This window comes from Rhodopirellula halodulae (assembly GCF_020966775.1).
GTDB lineage: Bacteria > Planctomycetota > Planctomycetia > Pirellulales > Pirellulaceae > Rhodopirellula > Rhodopirellula halodulae.
In genome coordinates, this window is record NZ_JAJKFV010000011.1 from 235,723 (window position 1) to 261,474 (window position 25,752).

18 protein-coding genes are annotated in these 25,752 nt (G+C 57.0%); 12 read left to right on the plus strand and 6 right to left on the minus strand.

Annotated features, from left to right (window positions below):
- The first annotated feature begins 10 nt into the window (after positions 1-10).
- The 3 genes from LOC70_RS09475 to LOC70_RS09485 all read left to right on the plus strand — a co-directional run bounded on the left by LOC70_RS09475 (position 11) and on the right by LOC70_RS09485 (position 6,123).
- Positions 11-1,657, plus strand: coding sequence for a DNA polymerase Y family protein (locus tag LOC70_RS09475; protein ID WP_230253639.1), 1,647 nt, complete (start codon positions 11-13; stop codon positions 1,655-1,657).
- 260 nt (positions 1,658-1,917) lie between these two features.
- Entirely contained in the window at positions 1,918-4,656 is a 2,739-nt protein-coding gene (locus tag LOC70_RS09480) for a DUF1592 domain-containing protein (RefSeq protein ID WP_390889021.1), read from the plus strand.
- A 60-nt stretch (positions 4,657-4,716) separates the two neighbouring features.
- Positions 4,717-6,123, plus strand: a complete 1,407-nt coding sequence (locus LOC70_RS09485; protein WP_230253370.1) for a DUF1552 domain-containing protein — start codon at positions 4,717-4,719, stop codon at positions 6,121-6,123.
- A gap of 106 nt (positions 6,124-6,229) precedes the next feature.
- On the opposite strand, the gene LOC70_RS09490 is transcribed toward LOC70_RS09485, so the two are convergent.
- Positions 6,230-6,673: a cytidine deaminase gene (locus LOC70_RS09490; protein ID WP_230253640.1), complete on the minus strand. Its 444-nt coding sequence runs from the start codon at positions 6,671-6,673 to the stop codon at positions 6,230-6,232.
- A gap of 381 nt (positions 6,674-7,054) precedes the next feature.
- Here LOC70_RS09490 and LOC70_RS09495 point away from each other — a divergent pair, with 381 nt between their 5' ends.
- The gene (locus LOC70_RS09495) at positions 7,055-8,353 is read left to right on the plus strand and encodes a S1C family serine protease (RefSeq protein WP_230253371.1); all 1,299 of its coding nucleotides are present in this window, start codon (positions 7,055-7,057) and stop codon (positions 8,351-8,353) included.
- 49 nt (positions 8,354-8,402) lie between these two features.
- On the opposite strand, the gene msrA is transcribed toward LOC70_RS09495, so the two are convergent.
- The 5 genes from msrA to LOC70_RS09520 all read right to left on the minus strand — a co-directional run bounded on the left by msrA (position 8,403) and on the right by LOC70_RS09520 (position 15,563).
- Positions 8,403-8,909, minus strand: a complete 507-nt coding sequence (gene msrA / locus LOC70_RS09500) for a peptide-methionine (S)-S-oxide reductase MsrA (RefSeq protein WP_255715850.1) — start codon at positions 8,907-8,909, stop codon at positions 8,403-8,405.
- Positions 8,910-9,075: 166 nt separating this feature from the next.
- Positions 9,076-10,470 carry a tRNA modification GTPase gene (locus LOC70_RS09505; RefSeq protein WP_230253372.1) on the minus strand — a complete coding sequence of 465 codons (1,395 nt, stop codon included), beginning with the start codon at positions 10,468-10,470 and terminating at the stop codon, positions 9,076-9,078.
- Positions 10,467-13,181, minus strand: coding sequence for a protein-disulfide reductase DsbD family protein (locus tag LOC70_RS09510; protein ID WP_390889029.1), 2,715 nt, complete (start codon positions 13,179-13,181; stop codon positions 10,467-10,469). Before LOC70_RS09510 ends, LOC70_RS09505 begins: the two co-directional genes overlap by 4 nt.
- Before the next feature lie 72 nt (positions 13,182-13,253).
- Positions 13,254-14,456: a phosphotransferase gene (locus LOC70_RS09515; RefSeq protein ID WP_390889022.1), complete on the minus strand. Its 1,203-nt coding sequence runs from the start codon at positions 14,454-14,456 to the stop codon at positions 13,254-13,256.
- A 207-nt stretch (positions 14,457-14,663) separates the two neighbouring features.
- Positions 14,664-15,563 carry an HDOD domain-containing protein gene (locus LOC70_RS09520; RefSeq protein ID WP_230253375.1) on the minus strand — a complete coding sequence of 300 codons (900 nt, stop codon included), beginning with the start codon at positions 15,561-15,563 and terminating at the stop codon, positions 14,664-14,666.
- A gap of 1,426 nt (positions 15,564-16,989) precedes the next feature.
- Here LOC70_RS09520 and recA point away from each other — a divergent pair.
- The 8 genes from recA to LOC70_RS09560 all read left to right on the plus strand — a co-directional run bounded on the left by recA (position 16,990) and on the right by LOC70_RS09560 (position 25,440).
- Positions 16,990-18,108 carry a recombinase RecA gene (recA, locus tag LOC70_RS09525; RefSeq protein ID WP_315857230.1) on the plus strand — a complete coding sequence of 373 codons (1,119 nt, stop codon included), beginning with the start codon at positions 16,990-16,992 and terminating at the stop codon, positions 18,106-18,108.
- 347 nt (positions 18,109-18,455) lie between these two features.
- Complete coding sequence (locus tag LOC70_RS09530) at positions 18,456-19,448, plus strand: hypothetical protein (RefSeq protein ID WP_230253376.1); 993 nt, start codon at positions 18,456-18,458, stop codon at positions 19,446-19,448.
- A 71-nt stretch (positions 19,449-19,519) separates the two neighbouring features.
- Positions 19,520-20,371: an MBL fold metallo-hydrolase gene (locus LOC70_RS09535; RefSeq protein ID WP_230253377.1), complete on the plus strand. Its 852-nt coding sequence runs from the start codon at positions 19,520-19,522 to the stop codon at positions 20,369-20,371.
- Between the two features lie 543 nt (positions 20,372-20,914).
- On the plus strand, positions 20,915-21,781 hold the full coding sequence (locus LOC70_RS09540; protein WP_230253378.1) for a CAP domain-containing protein: 867 nt from the start codon (positions 20,915-20,917) through the stop codon (positions 21,779-21,781).
- Between the two features lie 20 nt (positions 21,782-21,801).
- Positions 21,802-22,737: a hypothetical protein gene (locus LOC70_RS09545; RefSeq protein WP_230253379.1), complete on the plus strand. Its 936-nt coding sequence runs from the start codon at positions 21,802-21,804 to the stop codon at positions 22,735-22,737.
- Positions 22,738-22,779: 42 nt separating this feature from the next.
- Positions 22,780-23,457, plus strand: a complete 678-nt coding sequence (locus LOC70_RS09550; protein ID WP_230253380.1) for a hypothetical protein — start codon at positions 22,780-22,782, stop codon at positions 23,455-23,457.
- A 77-nt stretch (positions 23,458-23,534) separates the two neighbouring features.
- Complete coding sequence (locus LOC70_RS09555) at positions 23,535-24,383, plus strand: sugar phosphate isomerase/epimerase family protein (RefSeq protein ID WP_230253381.1); 849 nt, start codon at positions 23,535-23,537, stop codon at positions 24,381-24,383.
- Positions 24,384-24,660: 277 nt separating this feature from the next.
- A complete protein-coding gene (locus LOC70_RS09560) occupies positions 24,661-25,440 on the plus strand; it encodes an NRDE family protein (protein WP_230253382.1) in 780 nt (259 codons plus the stop codon).
- Positions 25,441-25,752: the final 312 nt, after the last annotated feature.

Consider the following 25,752-nt stretch of genomic DNA (forward strand, 5'->3'; position numbering starts at 1 on the left):
GCGTTTGGGGATGCCGATCGCACAAGCCGTCGATCTGACCAGCTCACAAGCCACGTCGCCTGGTCAACCAAAACACCATGTTACAAAGCCGACCAGCAACCACGCGTCAGACACAACCAACGCACGTGCTGCCACTGCCGAACACGCTACGATCGACGAACACAACCGAGTGGCCGACCGACGGGCGTTGCATTCGCTCGCCACCGAACTGCAACATCACCTCTGCCCACAAATCGCGACCGAAACGTTGGACCGTTTCAAATGGTCAGGTCGTTTTCGCCATGATCCCGAAGCCTTGGTTGCGGAGATTCAAAGCGTCACGCATCTGTTCGGCAACGAAACCGATCTTTTGGCCGCCGCGGCCAGCATCCTTCAACGACGTGGACTGCGGGCACGACTGGCCATTGCCAGCACACTAGGAGCCGCGTGGGCACTGGCCAATCATGCCCCTTCGCATTCTCGCAAACCGGACGTGTCCGATCAAAACGCCCCTTCGTTCGACTTCTTCGTGGCACCACCGGAACGCACCCACGAAGCATTGCAAACGCTGCCGCCCTCGGCGTTGCGTTTGAATCCCACCGACGTGGAAACACTGCATCGATTGGGAATCGATACCGTTGGTTCACTGCTGCGATTACCACGCAACGGATTGGCGACCCGCATCGGTCATGGACTGTGCCAACGAATCGCTCAAGCACTGGGGGAGATCGACGAACCCATCTTGGCAATCGACTTGCCGACCGAGCACGCGGCTGAACTGGAACTGGAATATCCCACCGACGCGGTCGACCTCCTTCGAGATCGCATCATTCGGCTGATTGATTCCGCCACGCAAAACCTGCGTCCACTCAACCGCGGCGTTTTGCGTTTGCGATGCCAAGTCGAGTTCACGGAATCACCGCCGGTGACTTTGGAATCGGGATTGTTCTCGCCCACGTTGGATCTGAATCACCTCAGCAACTTGATGATCGGAGCTTTTGAATCTCACCACATTGCATCCAAAGTTTCGCATCTTCGAATCGGTGTCTTGCAAGACGCTCCGTTGGCGAGCACGCAACCTTCCATCTTCGGTCCCGGTTTCGAAAACGATGCCCAAACCGATTGGACGCGGCAAACCGACGTCGCGAGATTGATCGATTCGTTGAGCGGGCGTCTGGGCGAGGACGCTGTGCGTGGTGTTCGCATCAACCGTGACCCGCTGCCTGAAAATGCGGTGACGGAATTCCCGCTGACACAATCCCGCGGTCGCAAACTGGCAACCGCTCGGCCCAAACGAAACCGTTCCAAACCACGTTCGGGAAATCAGCCACCGGATTCACCTCTTCCGCGAACCGGGCATCGTGCGGGTGTGCCCACCGCAACGGATGCCGGCCGCCGCCCGCTGCAATTGCACACATCGCCCCAACGAATCACGCCCCTGAGTCACGGCAAAGAGCCGGTTCCCGAAAACCAATTCCCACCGCGATTCCGATTCCGCGGTCGCGTTTGGGACGTGCGTCAACACTGGGGCCCGGAACGGATCGAAACGCGGTGGTGGCAGGGCCCCATGATCCGCCGAGATTACTTTCGGGTGGAGCTTCAAGACGGGACGCGGTGGTGGATTTTTCGCGACTTGAACCAACCTGCGGATTGGCAACTTCACGGTTGGTTCGATTGAATCCAGGCATCCGGCTCGGCATCAACAAAACCCCGCCCGAAAACCCCGCCCGTTGGGGACGCCCCGCGACTTGGTGGGACGGCCAAAGTTTGCAAAAAACCGCGGCCGCGGACCTCCAACGCTCGGATTGAAACCGTGATCCCCACCAGCCATAATGGTTGCACCGGATCGAGCGAAAGAAAGTCCCCGCCTTTTGCTTTTCCTCCGCATGTTCCAAGGCATGCGGACGCTCCATCCTCCCGCCTTTCTCCCCCCGCCTCATGCCTGCCAAACCATTCCCAGTGAATGCGCTTGTCCGATTTGTGCTACTCGGATGTTGCTCGCTTGGGGCGATGCCCGCTTTGGCGGTCGAGAAGTCTCCGGCGTCCGCACCGACTCTGCAGGAACTGAAAACTGAAGGTGCTCGTCAATCGAAGTACTTGCACCCAACCTCGCGTTCGACGCCGACCGAGACCCCGGAAGCTGACCTGGCCACGTTTCAGGAAACCATTGCTCCGATCTTGGAAGCATCCTGCATCGACTGCCACAACGATGACAACACGGAAGGCAACATCTCCATCGAATCCTTGGATCCCAATCTGCTGGAAGGAGACGATGTCGATTGGTGGGTGGAAGTGTTGGCGGTGCTGAACAACGGCGAGATGCCACCGCCCGAAGACATGGAAATGGACGACGCCGATCGCCGAACCATCGTCGAGTGGTTGTCGGGCGAAGTTCAAACGGCCTCCATGTTCCGTCGAGCCACCGGTGGGCACTCGTCGTTTCGCAGGCTGACGCGATACGAAACCAACTACGCACTGCAAGACTTGCTCGGTCTGCCCAACCAATTTGCCGGTGATCTCCCGCCGGAAGCTCACTCCGACGATGGTTTCCAAAACAGCTCCGAGATGCTTCACATGTCGGTGAAGCAACTTGAAACCTACCAAACGCTCGCTCGCCAAGCTCTGCGTCGCGCGATCGCTTTGGAGGAACGCCCCGCACCGCTTCACTGGAGCATCAGCATGCGGGACGCCAGCCAAATTGATTGGAAGCAACAACAAGCCTCCGTGGACCAAGCCGCTGAAAAGCTGAAGGACGATCCCGAAAAGCAGCGAGCCAAAATAGAAGAAATGCGAGCCAGCTTTCTTCGGCCAACCAACCAAACTCACTATCGCAATCTAAAAACCGGAGCCAATGTCCCGACGAGCTGGGCTTATCAAGGGGCTCGTTATTCCTTCGCCCCCGAAGAGGCTCCCACGGTCATGCCGCCGGACTTTGACCATGTGGCCATTCTGCCGGGAGCACGCAGTCGCCGATTGATCGTCGAACTGGGCAACCAAATTCCCGACACCGGCGTCATGCGAGTGCGTGTCCGAGCCGCACGTGTGCTCAAGGACGGGCAAGCCGCCGATTCGTTTCCGCCGAGTCTGCAATTGGAATTTGGCTGGCGTGCCAGCAACGAAGGCCGGGCCGACATGCGAGTCAGCGACGCCGACATTCCCATCACCGCTACCGTGGACGCACCGGAGATCTACGAATTTGAGTTTCAGCTGGGCGACATCTACCCACGCAACTCCGTCCGAAAAACCTCCCCGATGGGAAAGATGCCCAACCCTTCGGAATACATTCGGTTCGTCAACAGTTCGGTTTCGGATCAAGCCGTTCAAATTGACCATGTTGAAATCGTCGCCCCGGTGATCACGCAGTGGCCTCCCGAATCGCACACGCGAATTTTCTTTGATAGCCCACACCGCGAAAACGAAACCCGCTACGTCAGCGAAGTTCTGGCTGCCTTCATGCGGAAAGCGTGGCGTCGTCCTCCCACACCCGAAGAACTGCGTCGCAAAGAACAGCTCTTCCGCACGCTGCGTCCGCATTGCGGTTCAATGGAAGAGGCCGTCTTAGAGGTGCTATCGACCGTACTGGCGTCGCCTCACTTCTTGTACGTCGTGCGGACGAAGTCACCGTCCACGGATTCCGATTCGCAAACGGCGATGGCATCGTCACCCAAGCTGACACCGCACGAACTAGCAACGCGATTGTCTTTGTTTTTGTGGTGCAGCATTCCAGATGATGAACTGCTGACTCTGGCTAGCACCGGAGCGTTGCAAGAACCAGACGTCCTTCGGGAACAAGTGCAACGCATGCTGGCAGACCCCAAATCGCGACGTCTCAGCGAGCAGTTCGTGCACCAATGGTTGGACATGCAGTTACTGGATTTCCTCAACATCAAGGAAACCACACCAAGACTGAACACGCCATTGAAAGAAGCCATGCAGGAAGAACCCATCGCTTTCTTCCACGAGTTGCTGCAACAGGACGAAAGCGTGTTGCAATTCATTCACGCCGAATTCGCGATGTTGAACGAACGACTCGCACGGCACTACGGATGGAACACCGTGCATGGCAACCATTTTCGCCGTGTCCCCATTGGATCCGATCCACGACGAGGCGGTTTGTTGACGCAAGCTGGCCTGTTGGCAATGAACTCCGCCGGCGCGGATTCACACCCGCTGAAGCGTGGCGTTTGGTTGCTCGAAAGCATCCTGAATGATCCGCCACCGCCGCCCCCACCGGCCGTTCCTGAAATTGACCTTGCCGATCCGCGAATCGCGGAGATGACGCTGATCGAACGCATGGCTGATCACCGCAACCATCCGGCGTGCATGTCATGCCATTCCAAAATCGATCCTTGGGGCATCGCGTTTGAAAACTACGACTCGGTGGGTCGCTGGCGAACCAAGATCAACGACAAACCCGTCGTCGCATCGGCCACGTTGTTCAATCAACAAGAACTCGCGGGTATCGATGGCTTGAAGCGATACCTACTCAGTGAGCGACAAGACCAGTTTGTCCGCGCGCTGGTCCACAAGCTCGCAACCTATGGGCTGGGTCGCCCCCTCACATTCGCGGACCATGCCCACATCGACCAGATCACAGCCGAAGTCCGCAAACGCGGCGACGGCTTGTCGACGATGGTTCAACAAGTCGCCACCAGCGATCTGTTTCAATCCAACTGATTCAATCGCCCCACCTTCACGCCATCCGAATTGCCAACGAAACGTCCGAAGGATTCTGCCATGACATCGCCACTGAACCGATTGGATCGCCGTCGCTTTCTTCGCGGTACCGGGGTCGCTCTCGCCTTGCCGTGGCTGGAGTGTGCACGCCCTAATTCAGCGTTCGGCACGGAAACTGTCAGCAATCCTAAACGTCTGGCGTGTTTCTACTTTCCCGATGGCGTTCCGATGCCTTTGGCCGAAGACCCCGCTCACCAAGATTGGTCTTGGTTTCCGCATGGCGGCGGATCGGAGTTCACATTCACTCAGTGCATGACGCCCTTTGAATCGTTGCGAGAGGACCTCAGTGTGCTGTCCGGGTTCTCCCATCCCAAGTCACGCAGCGTTCATGGTCACTCCAATGCCGATCAATTCTTGACGGCAGCCGACACCGGATCCAACGGTCCCTACGAGAACAACATTTCGCTGGACCAAATCGTTGCGGAACATGTTGGTAACCAAACACGTTACTCGTCGTTGGTGATGTCCACCGACGGAGGCACCGGGACGCCGCGTGGGACGCACACGCTGTCGTTCAATCGCAATGGACGCCCGATCCCAGCGGAGAATCGCCCCAAGCGGATCTTCGACATGTTGTTTGTCAAAAGCGACAACAACGCCGCTCAACGTTTGGCACTCAGCCAAAGTGCATTGGATGATCTGTTGGCCGATGCCAAGGCACTTCGCAAAACACTGTCGGCCAATGACCAATCCAGCCTGGACGAATACTTGGACTCCGTTCGCGAAGCGGAGATCAAGGTTGAAAAGGCCAAACACTGGCTCAACACGCCACTGCCAACCGTCGATGCAGACCATCTGAATTTGAACGTCACTCCGGACGAACCACGTCAGTATCTGCAGACCATGTTCGAGTTGATCTACCTCGCGTTTCGGACCGATTCGACTCGTGTGGCGACCTATCAAATTGGACGTGAAAACGGTGTCGGAATCAGCGATCACTTGGCACGTGCGGTTGGATTCAATCTCTCGCACGCTTTGTCACATGAAACCAAGAACCCCGGTGGCTGGAAAAACTTCGGCATCTACTGCCATTTTCTGAACGAAGAGTTCGCCCGTTTCCTCACGCGATTGAAAGAGACCGCCGAACCCGCCGGAACCGGATCGATGCTCGACAATACCATGTTGCTGTACGGTTCCGCGTCCAGCGCTTTCCACCTTTCGAGAAACTATCCGTTGGTGCTGGCCGGTGGCAAGAACATGGGTCTCCAACATGGCAAGTATCTGAACTTTGCCGGAGCCAACCCGCAGGGCGGAGCATGGGACGGCGGGCGAGAACCGTGGCAACAAGAGATCTCGCACGAAGATCGACCGCTGTCAAATTTGTTCGTCACGATGCTGCAGCAACTCGACGTGCAAACCGAACAATTCGCGGACAGCGACGGCAAGGTGAATGAATTGGTCGCTTGAGAAAGTCAGCCGAACCAGTGCAGACTTTTCAAAATTGTCCTGGACACTTCTGCGTGGTCTCAAGCACGTTCTCGTTGCGTCACGCCAGAGTCGAAGACGCAATCGATCAGCGGTTCGGAATGTCTGACGTCGAAAAGGCGTCAGGCAGCAACTCAGAAAGACGACGCATTTGTTGATCACCGTCGATCACGTCAATCGTGTAGACGAACAAATCGGAACCAAACTCAGCCAAGACCTGGCGACAGGCACCGCAGGGCATCGCACCACCGATGCTGGCAATTGCAACCGCGTGGAACATTCGGTAACCACCCGCGACCGCCGTGCAGACCGCTGTTCGCTCCGCACACTGTGTCAGCGAATAACTGGCGTTCTCAACGTTGCAGCCTTCCACAATCCGACCGTCATGGGTCAGCAGTGCGGCACCCACATAGAAATGACTGTGCGGTGCATAGGCATGGTCTCGCGCCGAGATCGCCGCATGGATCAACCGTTGAACCTCTTCGTCAGAGGGAGGATCGATCTCGGACGTTTGGCTGTGGACATCGGTCATGGCAGGATAAAGAGACAAGGATGTAGACTCGCCGAAGAGAGGAGCTGATTCCGCCATCATTCCTCATTAGAGTACCCAGATCCCTCCGTGAAGCAATGCGGCAGAGCGTAAGTTCGACTCCTCCGGCGACATTCTAATCTCTTCTCACCATCGCTTGCCGCAAAGTCATCCTGAACGTCCCACTCACCCAAAAATTGACATCTCCCATCTCACCGCCTCAGGGGAGCTCAACCAGCGACTCGCAATTGTCCTGGCACGAAGTTCTCCCTCACGGCATGCCACGAAGGATTCGCAGCACGGTGAAGGATTCAGAAATGCCGTCCGCGCGGTACATTGGTTCATTCTGCTGAGCTGTCCCCCTTGGAATTCTCTCCGCGCATCATGACTTCACGTTCAACTCTCGTTGCTGACATCTCCACCCGCTGTCACCGTCCGCGTTGCCACCGTTATTGCTTCCACGGTCACTCCTTCCAAAGTCATTGTGGTTGGCCCGCCGCATTGATTGTGATGCTGCTTGGATTGACCTTCGGACTCCATCACGCAAGTCGCCTTCATGCTGACGATGCCGCACAGGTGAGTGCCCGGACACTTTCCAAAGCCTTTCGTGATGCGGCTCGCCAAGCCACTCCTTCCGTCGTCACCGTTTCCTCCTACGGCCAAAACGACACGTCCTCGAACAATGCGTCGTCCGATTCGCAAGATGGATCAGATGATTTCCAAGAGGACCTTCCGAATGAACAAGTTCAACCGTCGCCACCGAGGGAATTTGAAGATGGCAAGTATGAGCTGACGGGCCTGGGTTCGGGGGTGATCATCAATCCGTTTCACGACGCGAGCGATGACGATGCATTGGAAAGCTCCAATCAATACTGGGTGATGACAAACAATCACGTGATCAACAATGCGAAGAAAGTAACCATCCAATTCCCAGACGAAACCGAACTTGTGGCCGAAAAAGTGCATGGCGATCCAGCCAGCGATATCGCGGTGCTTCAGGTGACTTCCGATGAACCTTTGACCGTCGCCCAATACGGCGATTCAACGACGCTGGACATCGGTGATTGGGTGCTGGCGATCGGCAGCCCTTTTAAACTGGAAGCCACAGTGAGTGCGGGCATCATCAGCGCGAAAAACCGTATTCTGAAACAGATCCGACGGAGCCGTTTGCTGCAGACCGATGCGGCGATCAATCCAGGCAACTCCGGCGGCCCTTTGGTCGACCTGGACGGCAACGTGGTCGCGATCAACACCGCCATCGCGACTCGCAACGGAAGTTACCAAGGCATCGGGTTTGCAATTCCAATTGACCAAGCCAAATGGTTGGCTCGAGAGCTGGCAAAGTATGGCACCGTGCGTCGCTCGACGCTTGGTATCACGACCGCGGAGCTGACCGCCAAAATTGCCAAGAAAGTTCGCTTGCCCGAAGGGCTTGGCGTGCTGGTCTACGAGATCATTCGCAACAGTGCCGCGGACCGTGCTGGCCTGAAACAACTGGACGTCATCACCGAATTCGCGGGCCAGCCGGTTCACAAACCGATTGATCTGCGGGACGCCATTGAGCGTCAACCGGTTGGATCCAAGCAATCATTCAAGATCATTCGCGGTGGCGAAGAAATGGAACTGGAAGCGACGCTCGCTCCGGTTGACGACCCCACCGCATCCCCCGGCGAAGAAGAATAGTCGCCGGGCGTCGATTCACGTCACCGGTCCAAGCAAGCCACGACGCCGGTCACTCGGCGGCGGCTCGTTTGGGCAACACCCAATCGGGACGAGCGAAGTGACACGTGTACCCGTCGGGATATCGCTCCAAGTAATCCTGATGCTCGGGCTCGGCTTCCCAAAAGTCACTCACCGGTTCGACCTCGGTGACCACTTTCCCGGGCCATAACCCCGACACATTCACATCGGCGATCGTATCCAGAGCCGTTTGCTTTTGCGTCTCATCGACATAGTAGATCGCTGAGCGATAGGACGGGCCTCGGTCGTTGCCCTGACGGTTGGGCGTTGTCGGGTCGTGGATTTGAAAGAAGAACTCCAGCAACCGCCGATAGCTGATTTGCTCGGGATCGAAAAAGATCTCGATCCCTTCGGCATGGTTGCCGTGGTTGCGGTACGTGGCATTGGGGACTTCGCCACCGGTGTAACCCACGCGGGTTTTCTCGATGCCGGGGAGCTTGCGAATCAAGTCCTGCATTCCCCAAAAACATCCCCCCGCCAATACAGCTCGTTCGCTCATTTTTCCGTTCCAAAGTCAAAAGAAATTTGTCGCACAACAGGCGGTCGCACCATGACGCAGGCCGCAGGAGACGAGTGCGTCCGGTGGAACCGGACCTACGGTTGCGGTGCGTCCGGTGGAACCGGACCTACTGGGACGCATCCCATCATAGGCACCCGACCAGCCGTCACTTCCCGATACAGAACCGGCCAAACACTCGATCCAAAATGTCATCGGTATAAACCTGCCCGGTGACCTCACCGATCGCCTCCACGGCCAATCGCATTTCCGCCGCGACCAATTCGTGACCAGCCGATTGCTCCGTCCACACAATCGCCTGCTGCAAATGCTGCGTGGCGGATGCGAGCGACTCTCGGCAGCGTGCCGCGGTACCGATGACGTTCCCCGTCTCGCCAGCGTCTCGCGTTTCGGCAAAGGAATGTAACCGATCAAGCAACATGTCCAAACCGAATCCAGATTCGCTGCTGACCGCCAAGTCGGCTTGGATCGCTTCCGCCTTCCAATCGCTCGGCAACAAATCTCGTTTCGTGGCCACACAAATCAGCTCGGCTGACTGTTTTGCAGTTTCGATCGACAAGCCCGATTGCTTCAACTCGGCAAAGCTCGGATCGCCTGACGCGTCAATGCACCATAAATGCACGTCAGCGTTTTGTGCCGCTTCGGTCGCTTGTTGCTGTGCCTCGGCCGAGATCGTCGCTTCCGGGTCAGTGTCCTCACGCGTCTCGATTCCGGCGGTGTCAATCAGCAAAAACCGTTGACCGCGAACGACCAATTCAACGGTCACCAAGTCTCGCGTCGTCCCGGCTTGATTTGTCACAATCGCGGATTCGGATCGCGTCAACGCGTTCAACAAACGGCTCTTACCCGCGTTGGGCAAGCCTCGCAGGATCACGCGAATGGCTTCGGATCCGCCGCCTCGTTCATTCATTTGATCCCGAGTCGTGTTGAGCTGATCACAAAGCTGTGCCAGACGCTGCACCAGTGCCTCGTCCGAGATGAACTCAATGTCTTCATCGACGAAGTCCAACCCAGCTTCCACGTCAGCGATCAAATCCAACAACGTCGACCGGGCTTCTTGCAACGGACGCGAAAGATTGCCTGCCAACTGCGAGAGCGCCTGATCCAACGTCCCGCGATCTTCCGCTTCGATCACTCCCAAGACCGCTTCCGCTTGGGTCAGATCCAAACGTCCTGCCAAGAAAGAACGCATGGTGAATTCGCCCGGTTGTGCCGGACGGGCTCCCGCTTCAATCGCTCGGTCCAAGCTCGATTGCAGCAGCGGCAGGGAACCAATCAAATGCAACTCGGCGGACGGTTGCCCCGTGTAGCTGCAGCCTGTTGGCCACACCAACAGATCCACCTCGATTTCGCCGAGCGGTTGGCCGAGATCCAACGAGCGCGACGTCCGAAAAGATCGCGATGGCAACGGGTCGTCATTCAACAACCCCATTCGCCGCAGCACGTCCATGCAATCAAACCCAGACAGTCGCACGATGCCGCGAATCGCCGGGGTCACCGGCGAAGCAATGGCTGCGATCGTGTCATCCGCCTGCGAGATCACCGAGACGCCATGCCCACACTGGCCATGGCCGCTTCCGCGCCGGATGGCGATGATTGCTTCGCGGGCTGACGTGCAAGCTTGGACGCACCCGTCGTTTGACTCGGGCCGGCTTCCTTCAATGCATCCAACACCATTTGTTGCGACACCAAGTCTCGCAGCACGATCGGCTCTTCGGGCGACTTGCCGGGATAGATCGCAAGGATAGGAATCGAACGGCTTTGAAGCTCTTTCAGCTTGGCTTCAATCTCTTCGTCTTGATCGGTCCAGTCGGCCAGCATTGGCACCGCATCCAACTCTTCGATCAACTGACGAGTCGGCTCGGTGTTGAGCGCGACGTTGTAGTTCACGATGCAGTTCACGCACCATTTGGCAGTGAAGTCAATCATGACCGTGCGTCCTTCGGCTTGCAGTTGCTGCAACTTGGCCTCGTCGTAAGGCTGCCAAGCAATCGTCTTCACGCCCTCGGCAGGTTCCGGCGCGGGGCCTAACCAACTGAACGCGGCGACACCAATGACAACCGCCGAAACCACGCCACCAGCCCAAGCGTACAAACGCGAGGTCAAACTTCCCCAGTTGGGAACTTTGCCAATCATCCAACAACCGAACCAAACACCGATCAACGCTACGAACACTGGCAGCTTGTGATCATCACTGAACTGATTGAAGAAGAACGCCACCGTTCCAAGGAACAGGAACGCCAAGAACTCCTTCAACGTTTCCATCCACGTTCCCGGTTTGGGCAACCAAGCCACCAAAGCAGGCCAAATTCCAATCAGCAGATAGGGCAATGCCATGCCGATGCCGACCGTCATGATCACCGCCGTGGTTTGCAGACTGGTCAAAGCAAACGTCAAACCCAAGATGCCGCCCAACAGCGGTCCGCTGCATGGCGTCGCCAAGACGGTCGCGAAAACACCTTTGAAGTAGGCTCCCGTGTAGCCTTCCCGTTGCTGCAAAGATTGCGACGTCTTGCCCGCGGCCATCCCGGGCACGGGAATCTCCCACACGCCCAAGTAGCTCAGCGCCATCGCGAACATCAACAACGTCAGTCCCAAACGCACGGGGAAGTAAGTGAATTGCTGCCCCCAGTTGAACGACAACGCCACCGCCAGTGCCGTCAACACGGCAAAGACAGACAAGATGCCGACCGCGTAGACCAAGTTCAGCAAGAAGATTCGCTTGCGATCTTCGCCTGCCTGCTGGACAAAGCTCATCACCTTCAAGCCCACAACGGGCAACACGCACGGCATGAAGTTCAAGATCACACCGCCGATAAAAGCGAATAACAACGTGGCTCCAAAGCCGTTGCTTTTCTGCATCTCTTCGGCGTCTGGTCCGACCGACGCATCCGCAACTTCAGCCGCAGCTTTTGTCGTCGCCGCAGCGATCGCTTCTTCCGATTGAGATGCATCACCAGCATCCGCGATGGCCTGTGCCGGTTCGGTCGCCGATGGTAGAGCATCGGTTTTTGGTTGGGATTGGGCGTTCAACGCAGCATTCGCCTGCGGATCAACCCACTGAATCGTGGCCGCGTCATCCAGCACCAGCACGCGTTTTTTCGCGGCGACTTGCATCACAACGGGCGAGTCCGATGCGGTCGCCTCTTCGACCACATTCACGACCGTTTGAAATTCAAACGCTTTGGGTTGCTGGCAACTGTCATCCGTGCAGGCTTGATAAGCGATTCCGCCGACCAACTTGTGCTCACCGGCCTCAGCATCGCTTGGGATGGCAACGGGCAACGTCCAAGTCACGTTGCCTTTGTGATAAGTCACACCGGGCAACAGGTCATAGTCGATCGGCGCGGACTTCGTTTGTGGAGCACCGACCATCAATCCTGACTTCTCGCTGACAACGAAATTTGTCTTGGATTGCTCGTCGTCCACGGCGGAGGTGTAAACGTGATAGCCAGCATCCGGAATCGCGGTGAAGCGAAGCAACCCAGTTTGTCCCGGTTGCAAATTGGGCGTCAGGTTGATGGCTTCCCATCGCACCACGTAGTCTTCGTCGCGAAAGGTTTTCTTCAGGTTGACCGGATGTGCTTTCAAACTAGCCGGATCTTTGGCGTTCGCGGAAACCATGACCGGCGAATTTCCAGCCTTCGTTTCACCAACGAACTTTGCCGTGAGTGTTTCTTTAACGGGCATACACGCACCGCCCGTCATGCAGGCGAGCGCATCGACGCGAATTTCTAGATCGCCTAGTTCGCTGATTGAGGTGGTTTGATCGGTCAGCTTCGCGGTGGCGGTGAAGGTGACTTTGTCTTCGAACTCTTCCACGGTGATCCCGCCGAAGTCTTGCGAGACGCTTCGCAGGGGTTCACGGTCGCTCTTCCATTCGCCGGCGATGGAGACCGATTGCGAATCAGCCAAACTCAACTTCGTTGGTTTCGGACCGCCTTTGGGCTGAGTGGTGGAATAGAGATGCCACTTGGGTTGCAACGTGACGTCGACGCGAATTTCGATTTCACCTTCGTTCGCGCCGGGTCGATAGCTCGCAGTCAGATCCGCCGGATCGTCGGTCTGCAATGCATTGGTGGCGGAGTCGAAATCGTCGAGCGAAAAGTCCGAGAACAACCCCGTCACATCCGGCTTGTCCGCACGCGCAGGCACCACAACCAAGGCGACCAGCAGCGTCGTCAGGAACGCGGGGAAGAACAGCCCTAGGCTGCGAATAACTCGAGGTTCCGAATAGCGATCCATCGAAATCAACCTCCGACGAGACAATGCAATGAGATGAAGAGGCATCGAACCCCATCGTTCGACCGAAATGAGTCCCGTAGCTTAGCAAAAGTGGCAAACTGAATCGATCAAGCCGGAAATTCGTGCTCCCAGCCGTTTGGGCGAGGCGTGAAACACTCGCCGACGCAGCCCGATCCACTCCACCCAGTTCGCCAAGCTCACCCAAGCGTTGATACGCATCAAACTGTCGCCCAGTGCGACTTCCTCGGGTGAAGGGCTCTGCAATCGAAATGGGCCCTGTTGCGTGTGATCCGCCATTTTCGTTGAGCTGAATGGCATCAAATCATGTTCCGTCCGCTTTTGCTCCCACCGTGCCTCGCACTGATGAGCGTAGGCCCGCACGGCCCAGGCCAGGCGAACGCTGTGGACGGCACCATCGGCCGCCGTTTCCAATTGCACCGTTTCCAATTGCGCCGGAAAGCTGCCTGCCCAACGAGCCAAGTCCATGATCGGTAGATCCCAGTCCATCGAATCATGGTCGATGATGCCGGTGACTCGAGTCCGGCCCTCGTCGAAAAACACATGTTCGCGATGCACATCTCTTAGCACCCAACTCGATCGCCACGGCGACGGTTCATCATTCGAAGAATGAACGGAGTGCATCTCGCAATACGTGCTGAGCTCCGATTCCAATCGCGGGTGAACGGTGGCGGCATGTCGCCGCAACACTTCGGTTGCGCGTGACATCTGGTTTGCCAACTCTTCCATCCGATCAGGCGTGCGGCCGAACGTTGCCGCAGACACTTCTTCTTGGATCGCCCTGGCCAACAAAGCTGACCACTCCGCCGTCGTGCCGGGCAACTTCGAAACCATCGGCGACATCAACCACGAACGGATCGAACGCAAGCGTTCAGCACGATCTCGCAAACAACGCGGCAGCATGGCCGCCGTTGTCGGGAACGTCGATTCCGCTGCATCGTGACCCGCAGGTGATGGCAGATCCAGCAAGCATGCATGGGCCGCCGCGATGGCTTCGGCCCCAAGACGAATCAGCGTTTCGCTGTTTGGCGACGGATCAGCGGGAAACGCAGCCGCCTCCTCGTCATCACACGGTCGCCCGGCGACCCACGGCGAACACTGCCAACGAAAGGATGCATCGTTAACGAAGTAACGACCGTCCGACGTGACCAGAGGCGAGGGCAGCAACCCGTGCGTGTTAGAAACACCATCCAGCAGCGGCTCAGGTTGCTCGTGCGATGAATCGAACCAAGTTGGACTGGCGGCCTTGCTCGCTTGCTTCGCCAAAGAGTCTTTCAACTGGTGGGCAAAGGCATGCCAGCGAGGCGGAGGCGACAGCGCAGGCAACGCCTTGAGCGCGAAGCAAAAGGGTTGGGCGGCGGGTCGAACACGATAGACTCGCCCGCCGCTGAACCCTGAGTTCCACGAATCGATTTCGAGCGATGCCGCGTCTGGAAACCAGCATCGTGCGATTCGTGCAACGTCCAAATTCGGTCACTCGGTTTTGATGAAGCTTACGATCGTCTGTTCAGGAATCGGCAATTTTAGCAACGGTGCGAACTCCGCGGTTTGCTCATCGACCTCGTTCAAACAATCCGTCAGCTGTTCAATGTTCATGCCGGTCAAACGCTCGCAAGCGCTTTGGAATTTGTCTTTCTCGTGCCATTCCTCTTCACTGCACGAAGGCAACAACGACGCGAGTGCCACGCAAGCTGCGCCGCGAGCTGGCTTGCCCAATTCCAGCAACTGTTCCATTTCGGTGTGCTGAGCGATCAGGGACACGAATTCCTCGGGCAAGTTCCAACGTGTGGCCAAAACGGCGGCGGCATCAGCGTGATTCCAACCGAACATTTCCTTTTCCAAACCACTGAGCCGCTTGCCTTCGGCGGCGCGTTTTTCGACGAGGGCTTCGTATTCGGTGGGCAGTTCTTTCAGCAACAACGGGATGGCCATGTCCTGCAACAAGGCTCCCGCGAACAGGTCTTCGGAATCCTCCAAACGAAGAACGCGTCCCATCTTTCGGGCAAAGATCGCTCGACGCAGCGAGTCTTGCCAAAGTGCCTTCAAATCGAACGGACCAAACTTGGGATTGGGGATCACGCTGAAGACGGCGTTCCAAAGTGCGAAGTTCACGATCGCGCGAGACCCAACCAAGGTGATCGCTTGAGGCACGCTCATGATTTCGCGGCTGAACCCGAAGTAAGACGAGTTCACAAAACGCAGAACCTGGCCCATCAAGCCGGGGTCCGCTTCAATTGGTTTGGCGAAGTCCGCCGGTCCCGCTTCTTCTTTCTGGGACAGTTGCAACAAGCTGATGGCGCTGTGGGGCAGGGCAGGCAGAATGTCGACATGGAAAACATCTTCCAGGTTGGTGCTTTCAGCGACGGTTGGCATCGATCTTGTCTCGTGGGTCAATGGTGTGGTTGGCCTCCGCATGTAGGAGCATCATGCGGTTTCGATTCCGAAGGCAAATCAAACTTAGGACACAAATCCACTTCTGGACTTTGCTCCATGGATTCCTGGTTGGTTGCTCGGCGGATGTTCAACTTTCGCTGTGAGCCTTTGCCGGTCCTAGCGATTGTGCCGTCACCCGCGGATCTGAAATTTCAGACGTCGTCATCGCTCCCCATGCGTTGTGATTTGGCAACCCATGTTGCGTGTGCTCCACGGCCCTTCGGTCGATCCTGGAGTGCGGTGAAGCATGCAAACCTCTTTGAGAACAGCACTTAAGAGGACAAACACTGGCCGACGCTCACCGTGGTCTGCCGCGTGCATGGATGCGGACCATGGAATTCGTTCGTCATCGTCACCATCCAATCCGAAAGTGCGCCTGGGCGCTGCGTGGGTCGTTTGCGCGTTGTCGCTCGAGCCTCCTTGGTTGGCCCACGGCCGTTGAAGCGGTCGACGCCTCTTTCTATTGGCGTCGCCTTCGCCGCACCGCTTGTTTGGCGGGTCTGCTTGGTGTGATCAATGCGGTCAGCGGCATGTCGGGCTCAGTTCCCGCAACGCCTCCACCAGCGAATCCGCAAACAACGTCTGTCTCGAGCACAACCTTGATGGCAAGCACACCATCGGTCGACGCGGCAGACCGAGAAGCCGCGTCTCGTGAACGCACTGCGGCAACTTCAGAAGAGCGAATTTCCATTGGTCCACGGTCGGTGCCACCGGTCGGATGGCGTCGCACCGCGAACGGTTGGGAACACGTGTCGGAATGGCCTTCTGCACACACCCCACTAAAGGGGATCTCTGCCCAAGTGTCCATCTCAGATCGGATCGTTTCGCTGGAGAAAAGTGAACCCGCTCATTTGCGTCACTGGATGGATCGACTCCGCGCAACCCACCCCGTAATCATCGCACTGGGACAGATCGCTTGCGTGGGATTGCTCCTCGGCGGCGGGTGGGTGTTTCGCACCAAAGTTTCGCCAGACAGGACGACTTCTGCTCCGAACCAGCTCGCATCGTGACTCGCTCGATTGCGCTGAATCGTTTGAAATAGCGAGAAAACGGTGCGTTTAGCTGTCGCTTGCTAGGGCCGCTGCGATGCCGTGACCAAACGTGTCACGCCGGCACCGAATACTACTCGTGTGACGGCAAGACCACTTCTCGCGGTCTTGTTCTCAACCCGTCCCGTGTCGTGGAAAAGGTGTCTGGCTTTCATTGCCGAGACACGCTGCCGCGATACGATCGACCTTGCATTCACAAGGATCGCGGTGTCCCTCTCGCTTCAGTTCAGCAGGACATTGGAAAGGTCGGATTGGGAATTCAAAACGAGTATCGAAACAGAATTCAAACGTTGTTCAGGGAATAAAGGAATCAGGACATGGCGAAGAAACCTCGCACAGCAACCGCTGCACAAGCCAAGGGCGTGAAGCTGGATCCCGGGATGAAAACCATCTTGGAGAAAGAACCCGGACTGAAGACCACGTTGCAGCAAATCGAGAAGTCATTTGGTGATGGGGCCATCATGCCCTTGGGTGCTTCTCAGAAGCTGACGATCGACTGCATCTCAACAGGCAGTCTCAGCCTCGACATGGCACTCGGTGGACAGGGCATCCCTCGCGGTCGGATCATCGAAGTGTTCGGTCCCGAGTCGTCCGGTAAAACGACGCTGGCACTCCACATTGGTGCGGAGGCCCAAAAGGCCGGCGGCATCGCAGCCATCATCGATGCCGAGCACGCGTTCGATCCGAGTTGGGCGAAGAAGCTCGGCGTGGAACTGGACAGCTTGCTGGTCAGCCAACCGGGCAGCGGCGAAGAAGCGATGCAGATCTGTGAGATGCTGGTCAAATCCAATGCGGTCGACGTCATTATCGTTGACTCGGTCGCGGCTTTGGTTCCCAAGGCGGAACTCGAAGGCGAGATTGGCGACAGCCACGTGGGCCTGCAAGCTCGCTTGATGAGCCAATCGATGAGGAAGCTGACCGGTGCGATCGCGAAAAGCAAATCGGCCGTGATTTTCATCAACCAAATTCGCGAAAAGGTCGGCGTGATGTTCGGTAGCCCGGAAACCACACCCGGCGGTCGGGCACTCAAGTTCTATTGCTCGTGCCGAATCGATGTGCGTCGGATCGGCAGCTTGAAAGATGGTGAGGAACAAGTCGGTCAACGCGTCAAAGCAAAGATCGTGAAGAACAAGGTCGCGCCCCCGTTCCGCATCGCCGAGTTCGACATGATGCACTCCAACGGCATCAGTTACGAAGGCGACTTGTTGGATCTGGGAACCGAGAACAAAGTCATCAACCGCAGTGGTTCTTGGTTCAAGTACGGCGACACTTATCTGGGACAAGGCAAGGAGAAGGCGCGTAACTTCTTGATCGAGAACCCCGATGTCTCCGATGAGATCAAACAAAAGGTCTTGTCCGCGGGAGGATTCATCGCCCCGCTGGAACCCGAAGCAGAAGAGACTGCGGAAGAAACCGAAGCCGTCGCCAACAGCTGACCCGCGCATCGGGTTGGTCGTGAAGTCAGCTGACCGCGAATCGAACGGATCGCCTCAAGGAAACTTGGGACGATCCGTTTTTTTGTGCCTGCCTGAGTCACCGTCTCCACCCAATGAAATCCTGGTGCTTCCAACCCGCCAACTGGATGCCGCGATCAGAAACGGCAACGTCCACTAACTCCCAGCAAGGGAGCCCAGCCTGCCGCTGGATCAATTGCGATGCTTCTTTCTTGCCAGGGTGCAATCAGAGCCCTTCAACACTCAAACATAGCCCCATGTCTTCTCCATTCGCATGACATTGGAACAGTTCAGGCGTCGTGAACCATCAAGGAGTTTCAGTTGTGAAGATGCAAACATTTGCCCTGGCGGCTTGCTTCGTCCTTACGTTTCAAACCTGTTACGCAGAGGAATACCGTCATCTCGAACGGCTCCGAACTCCGAGCCCGGAGGACTTCAAGGAACTCGACAAAGAAGACGCCGGGATGGTGGTCGGCTGGATGCGGGACATTGAGTCACTGCTTTTGGCCTCGTCTTACGAGGTCAGCGTGGTCTCAGAAATGCTGGAAAGCACCGCAATCGGCACCAAACACTCAACCATGCACTGGAGAAATAGTTTCCGGATCGCCCGTGATCCATCATCCGCCAGGATGAGGGTCATTGTGGTGCGTCAGAACCTACTCGACAACGCTGCAATTGCGACCAGTCTTGGGATCGCTCGCGATAGCCGCCAGCATCTCGACATCCTGCGGGACTCAGACAAATGCTACCAAAGTCAGGTTGTAGCATTTGAGAACAGCACGGATGAGCAAACGGGGGAGTGCGACTGGAAGTACGGGCTCAGTGCACTTCGCTTGAGAGACGTATTCAGTCCTTGTCTCGCAACCACAGTTGGGTCAGTTCAAACAGCCAATGGCAGCGCCTGGGATTTTTCGCGACACAATGTCCGCGTGAACTCAGTGCATGGAGTCATTCAACGTCGAGGACAGACTCACGTCCTGTTACGATTCAAAGGAGCTAACTGGCTTGGACAATTGATAACGTTTGAGAACCAAGTCCCTATTCAGATGATTGAGTTGAACTGGCGTGGCGTCGATGAGTCACTTGCGAAGGTCACGTCGATCACGCGGTCCGAATGGACGGAAACTGGTCCGAGCAAGCAGAGACTGCCGACGACCATTTATGGCATCTCATACTCCGATCATCATCCGGTAGAACTCTTTGCCAACATTCGCTGGAAGCTCGGTGACGAAGTCGACAAAAATCTCTTCAAGAAAAGTACTCTTGGATCGGAGCAACCGGGCGACAAGCAAGACTTCGGAATCCCGATCAACCTTCGCTGATCGCCAGAAGCGATGATTGTTGCTCCACACCTCACCTGCACGAGGCTGCTCACCCGCGATAATATCGCTGCATGACCGCCTCTGAATCTGCCAACTCCGATTCCTACGAAACCAATCCACCGTCCTCGGACATCACCCCTGAAGTGATCTTTCTGGGGACCGGGACCAGCGTGGGTGTGCCGGCGATTGGTTGCGAATGCGATGTCTGTCAAAGCACTGACCCACGTAACAACCGAACACGGTGTGCGATTCTGATCCGTTTGCCCGAAGGCAATTTGTTGATCGACACGCCACCCGATTTGCGAACGCAACTGCTGCGAGAAAAAATCGGCTTGGTTCATGCCGTAGTGTTCACGCACGAACACGCTGACCACATCTACGGGCTGGATGACCTGCGGTTGTTTCCATTTCGCTTGCAGCGTCCTGTTCCGTTGTATTGCCGCGAAGAGGTGGAATCTCGGATTCGCACATCCTACGACTACGCCTTCTCAACACGAACTCAAACACACGCGGGTTCGCGACCGCAGCTGCAGATCCACTCCATCAACAACGACGATTCGTTCGAGGTGCTTGGCGTTCAAATGACCCCCGTTCCGTTGAAGCACGGCCCGCACTTTGATGTGCTGGGGTTTCGGATGGGTGACTTTGCTTACTGCACGGACACGAACCACATCCCGGAATCGTCGATGGAACGCTTGCGTGGTCTCGACACGCTGGTCTTGGACGCGTTGCGCTTCACACCCCACCCCACTCACTTCAACATCGACGAAGCCCTCGAAGTGATTGACCAGCTTCAACCTCGCCAAGCCTTCCTGACTCACCTGGGTCACGACATCGATCACGGTCCGGTGGAAGCCTCCTTGCCGGACCACGTCCACCTCGCCCATGACGGACTGCGTCTGTCGATGCCATCCATCTCGTAGCCGGATTGGCAAACAATTCGAAATGGGTCATCCGTTGCTCGATGGAAATCCGGCGGAGGAGATGTGGGCAAGTGTGTCCGTGAAGGGATGGGGGGTTCCGAATTCTTGACGAATTCGGCTACGGGATTTTGGGAACCGACTTCTTGATGAATTCGGCTACGGAGTTCGCCGTGTTCGTCGGCTACGGATTTGTGAAAGGATGCGCGGCTAACAGATTCTCGACTGGCTCAATTCGAGCATTCGTGGCGTGAATCGCTGCGCCAACTTCCCCCAGATTAACTGGTGGTTTGTTCACACCCGAAAGACATCCAAAAGTTCTTTCGGCGATGGACCGTGACCTAAGTCTCATGACACGCGTGGTTTCTGGAGATCGCAATCGTCACAACCACCGTTGCCGGGCCGCTTTCGATCGAAAAGGGGCTTTTCGTGTTGCGGTCAATCGCAATGGTTCGCGGCGACGGATTTTTGCCGGTGTCACGCAAGGAAGTGACGTGTGGGAGCAATGGAGGTGCTCGGCCGGTCCCTCTTCTTCAGGAGTGTTGAATGTCTCGTTTGTTTGAAACGGTCGGTTTGTCAGAAACAACCTTGTTGCCCCAGTTGGCTCAAGGTTCCATGCCACGTTTGTCGCTGCCACACCTGCCTCTTTGGTTGGCCGCGATGGGTTGCTGCATCGGTTGGTCCCTCGCCACGCCCACCGAATCTCACGCAGCTAACGGCCGAGTGGTCTATAGCGGAGCCATGCCCACCGGGGCCGGTTGCGTCAACTGTGCCCGCAATCGTAGCGGCAACCAAAACGTGGTGACTCATTCGAGTGTGCCATCATCCGCGGTGTCCAGCTCGGCAATTCCCAGCTCGCAGATGCCCAGCTCGCAGATGCCCAGCTCAACGGTTCACAACCCGGTCGTGCACAGTTCGACGGTACACAATCCAACCGTGCATGGGTCCAACCTGGTCGGCTCGAACATCGTGGTCGATGGGAAGATCATCTCGTCAAGCCAGCCCACCATCCATTCGAGCCAGCCGATGACGAGTTCAAATGTCATTCATTCGGCACCCGTGCAGGCCAATCGCGTGTCTTATGCGGCTCCGAGCCATCATGGCGGTCCCGTTTCGAACGTCTTGTCGACTTTGAACGCACAACGGTCTCGACAAGGACTACGGTCGCTTGCGTATGATCCGCAACTGCAAGCGGTCGCGCAGCGTCGAGCCCAGCAGATGGCAGCCTCGGGTTTGAAAACGCATCCATCGGGATCGTTTGCTCCCGGTCGCTACGAAGGCGTCGGGTGGAGCAGTTCCTATTCGCCGCGTGGAGTCTCAGCTTGTTACACCAGCGACCCGAACATGCGAGTCGCGGGCGCCGCGATGGCTCGCGGACGAGACGGCGTTTATTTCTGCGTCGTGTATCGCTGATCGGATCGACAGCGCTCGCGGTGCTGCTGGCGTTTTCGACGGCAGCACCTTCGAGTTATCCGATAAGTACGGCGCGATGCAGTGGGCAAGTTCCGCTGGTCGCGCCCGCCAACGGCGTCACAGGCCAGCCCGCCAACGCGGACACCTCGGCGACCGTGGAGATGACTCCCGATCAAGCCCGCCAATCTGTGCAGTGGTTGGCGGATCAACTGCTGCGTCACATGCCCAGCAAGTTCGATGGCGACGACGATTGGGGAAACACCAAATCCATTTGGGCGGGCGTGAAAGTCCGCCGAGATGGTTGGAAGATTTCCACCAAACGGCGTCGCAAAGAACTCCGGCACGGCCGATGGGTTCGCTATGACATCCAGCTACCACAGCTCGAGCGATCAACACCGCCGCAAACCGGAGGTGTGCCGATCATTCCGCGAGCGGTCCTTCCGCCCGAAGCTTCGCCGCTGCTGGTTCGTTCGGTGGTGCCGACGCGAACTCCCGCCGGGCAACCCGGTTGGTTGGTGGACGCTGTCGTGCGAACACCGGCAAAGTTCCACATTCGAATCGAACGCTGGAACTTGGGCGTGCAAGCTTTCAGCATCAGCGTCGATGGCACCATGGAAGTGAATCTGGACTGCAAGTTTGTGATGGGATTGTCCGCCGATTATCGCGAAGTGATCCCAGCGATTCAGCTGAACGTTCAGGTGCAAGAAGCCCGCGTGAAGATGAATCGTTTTAACGTGGAGCGTATCAGCAAGCTGGGCGGCGACGCGGCGGAAGAGCTGGGCAATTTGGCCGAGGACACACTGATTCGGCTTTGGCTCAAGAAAGAAAATGCACGTTTGGCGGATCGCTTGAATCAAGAAATCGAGGAACATCAGTCGGACCTCCGCTGGTCGATGATGCAGTGGTTGGGACAATGGAACGCCGCAGACGCTTCCACCGAATCCTTTCTACGCTAGACGCCACGCTTGTTCCGCCGGCGTGGTTGTTGCCCCTCGCCAATGAATTTTCTTTGTCACGCCCTGCCATATCTCGATCAGCCCGTGATGGCGGTGGCGACGGGGATTCCCGATTTTCTGTCGGTGATTGATCGCAAGATCCGGGCTCGTGGAAAGATGGCAGCGCTGCACCTGAAGGCGGACGATGAGGTGCTGCGAGACGTCGCGCGAGGCGTGGTGGCTCATGTCGAAGATGATCGCTGGTTTCATGGTGGCGAAACCTTTGCTCGCATGAACCTCGAATTCGCGGTGCAGTTGCGGGATCTGTTGCCCGGCGATGCGGGGTTTCGCCCCAGCTTTGTCGGTCACATTTTGATCGAGATGTTGCTGGATGCAAATGTGATGGAGCAACATGCGGGGCTGGCCGATCGATATTACTCGCTGTTTGATGAGGTCCCCATGCAGCAAGTGTCGGACGCCGTGCAGACCATCGCGGAGAATCGAACCGACAAGATCCCGGCAACGCTGCAGAGGTTCGCTTCCACACGGTTCTTGTACGATTACCTGGACGACGACACACTGCTGTTCCGGTTGAACCAAGTCATGGCTCGCGTCGGTTTGGCCGAGTTGCCCAAGGCGGTCGGCGATTGGTTGCCAAGTGCTCGCCTAGAGGTTCGGCGGAACCACACTCGCCTGCTCGCCCCCGATGGGCGTTCCATGGCGTATCCTGAGCTCGCCTGAGTTTGGCCCGGCTCGTGGTCGGTGACTTTCGGGCTCACCTCCATCTCCCTTTTTGAAAATCTGTAGAGAAAGACATCATGAAGTACGGCATGAACCTGCTGTTGTGGTCCGGCGAAGTCACCGAGGAAATGTTGCCGGTCTGCGAGCAACTCAAAGCGATCGGTTACGACAGCGTCGAACTGCCGATGTTCAATCTCGATTTGGACTACGCCGCGATCGGCAAGCGATTGGACGAAATGGGACTCGGACGGACCGCGGTGACCATTCGTGGCGAAGAAGACAACCCGATCTCGTGCGACCCGGCCGTCCGTGCCAAAGGCGTCGAACTCAACAAGAAGACACTTGATTGCTGTGCCGCCGCGGGTGTGGAAATCTTGGTCGGCCCGTATCACTCCGCGATCGGATTGTTCAGTGGATCGGGCCCCACCGAAGACGAATGGAAGTGGGGCGTCGAGTCCATGCGTGCCACCGCCGAGTATGCCGAGACCGTTGGTGTCAAACTTGGTGTTGAAGCCTTGAATCGATTCGAGTGCTACCTTCTGAATTGCCATGGTGACTCGGCACGATTCGCCCGCGAAGTGGATCACCCGTCGTGCGGCATCATGTACGACACCTTCCACAGCAACATCGAAGAGAAGTCGATCACCGAAGCCATCCAAGCCGGCGGGGACAAGCTCTTCCACATTCACATCAGCGAAAACGATCGCAGCACGCCCGGAAAAGGCGGCGTGAACTGGAAGGAAAACTTCGACGCGATCGTGAAATCTGGATACGACGGCTACCTGACCATCGAAGCTTTCGGATTGGCTCTGCCCGAGATTGCCGCCGCGACGAAGATCTGGCGGAAGATGTTCAAGGACGAAATCACGCTGGCAACCGAGGGGCTGGAGTTCATGAAAGCCGAACTCGCCGCCCGCGGAGCCTGATATCGGTATCTTGGGTGCCCTTGAGGCATCCCTGCAAGTTGCCCAATCGGCATCGCCCCCCTAGCTCCGTCGAACTTCCCTGATCCGCCGTCTTCCGCGCCGGATCGGATAAATATCGACGAAACCACCCATGCGGGGGTGTGGTGCCGATTTTCGCGTGGCTACATTGTTCGCACGTGTATCGCACCAGGCTCGCCGGGGGGTTTCGATCAAACGGCGAGTGATCACGTGCGTGAGACTGGAAATCACCGATCTTTGAAAGTTGGATGTCTCCCAGATGTGCTTGCTTGCTGTTCAGTACCGTTTGGTTCCCGAAAGTCCGATCCTCGTTGCGGCCAACCGCGAAGAGTATGTCGACCGCCCGAGCCAAACGCCGTCCATCCAATCCGGTAAACCTCGCGTGTTGTGCGGGATTGACCAAAAGGCCGGTGGAACTTGGTTGGGGGTGAATCAAAATGGTTTATTTGTTGGCCTGACCAACCGTGCCACCGCGACGCCGTTGTTCGGTCAACGGTCTCGCGGCCAATTGGCGATGGACTTGTTGCGATGCACCTCTTCGCGACGTGCTTTGGAAAAGGCTCACGCCGAGTTCGCCAAAAACCGCTACGAAGGCTGCAATATCATCTTGGCCGATGCCAAGGCGGGTTTTGCGATTCACGCCGATGAGCGTCAGGAAGTGGTCGAACTACAAGAAGGTTTGAACATCATCGGTGCTCGCAATCTGAACGATCCAGAAGACGGACGCGTTCAGTTGGCTCGCCGCCTGCTGACCCTTCAGACGCTCGATTCGCCGGTCAAGTTCCTGGCCGTCGCCAGCAAAGTTTTCGCCCGTTCGCCGGTCGGTCCCGGTCGCCCCAGCATGGTTGTTCGCAATGGCGACTACGCCACGGTCAGCAGCACGTTGATCGCCTTGGGTGTGAAGCCTCGGGACGCGATCTATCAGTTCAGCAGCGGAGCCCCAGACGAAACCAAGTACGAGGATTACTCGCCCATGCTGCGTGACATCCTCAGCCGCGGCCTCCGGGAAGCCCGCACCAAAGCCAAAGTCGGATCTTGATCGCGACCGCCTCGGCCCCGTCCACCGGACCGTCGTAAGTTTGGCTCCATTGGATAAGGGTGCGAGGCAACTGGTTAAACAACTCAACCTTCATCGAAACGCCCTGGCGACAAGTTCCTTTGTCGCCAGGGCGTTTTTTGATATGCACAAACGTCGTCACTTTGCCTGTGGCCGGATCAACGTGACAACCGCAACGTTTCCCATTGCGACCCAGGATTCCGCAAAGGTTTCGCTGAAAAAGAAAAAAAGAATTTTCTTTTTTAGAAATTTGGTGCGCTGACGACATCGCGAACCTGGGCGAAATACGCAACC

Excerpts from the sequence above, each read along its gene's own strand:
- LOC70_RS09475 (WP_230253639.1), top strand. The coding sequence starts at position 11 with ATGCCGATCGCACAAGCCGTCGATCTGACCAGCTCACAAGCCACGTCG.
- LOC70_RS09480 (WP_390889021.1), top strand. The coding sequence starts at position 1,918 with ATGCCTGCCAAACCATTCCCAGTGAATGCGCTTGTCCGATTTGTGCTA.
- LOC70_RS09485 (WP_230253370.1), top strand. The coding sequence starts at position 4,717 with ATGACATCGCCACTGAACCGATTGGATCGCCGTCGCTTTCTTCGCGGT.
- LOC70_RS09490 (WP_230253640.1), bottom strand. The coding sequence starts at position 6,673 with ATGACCGATGTCCACAGCCAAACGTCCGAGATCGATCCTCCCTCTGAC.
- LOC70_RS09495 (WP_230253371.1), top strand. The coding sequence starts at position 7,055 with ATGACTTCACGTTCAACTCTCGTTGCTGACATCTCCACCCGCTGTCAC.
- msrA (WP_255715850.1), bottom strand. The coding sequence starts at position 8,909 with ATGAGCGAACGAGCTGTATTGGCGGGGGGATGTTTTTGGGGAATGCAG.
- LOC70_RS09520 (WP_230253375.1), bottom strand. The coding sequence starts at position 15,563 with ATGCCAACCGTCGCTGAAAGCACCAACCTGGAAGATGTTTTCCATGTC.
- recA (WP_315857230.1), top strand. The coding sequence starts at position 16,990 with ATGGCGAAGAAACCTCGCACAGCAACCGCTGCACAAGCCAAGGGCGTG.
- LOC70_RS09530 (WP_230253376.1), top strand. The coding sequence starts at position 18,456 with ATGCAAACATTTGCCCTGGCGGCTTGCTTCGTCCTTACGTTTCAAACC.
- LOC70_RS09535 (WP_230253377.1), top strand. The coding sequence starts at position 19,520 with ATGACCGCCTCTGAATCTGCCAACTCCGATTCCTACGAAACCAATCCA.
- LOC70_RS09540 (WP_230253378.1), top strand. The coding sequence starts at position 20,915 with ATGTCTCGTTTGTTTGAAACGGTCGGTTTGTCAGAAACAACCTTGTTG.
- LOC70_RS09550 (WP_230253380.1), top strand. The coding sequence starts at position 22,780 with ATGAATTTTCTTTGTCACGCCCTGCCATATCTCGATCAGCCCGTGATG.
- LOC70_RS09555 (WP_230253381.1), top strand. The coding sequence starts at position 23,535 with ATGAAGTACGGCATGAACCTGCTGTTGTGGTCCGGCGAAGTCACCGAG.
- LOC70_RS09560 (WP_230253382.1), top strand. The coding sequence starts at position 24,661 with ATGTGCTTGCTTGCTGTTCAGTACCGTTTGGTTCCCGAAAGTCCGATC.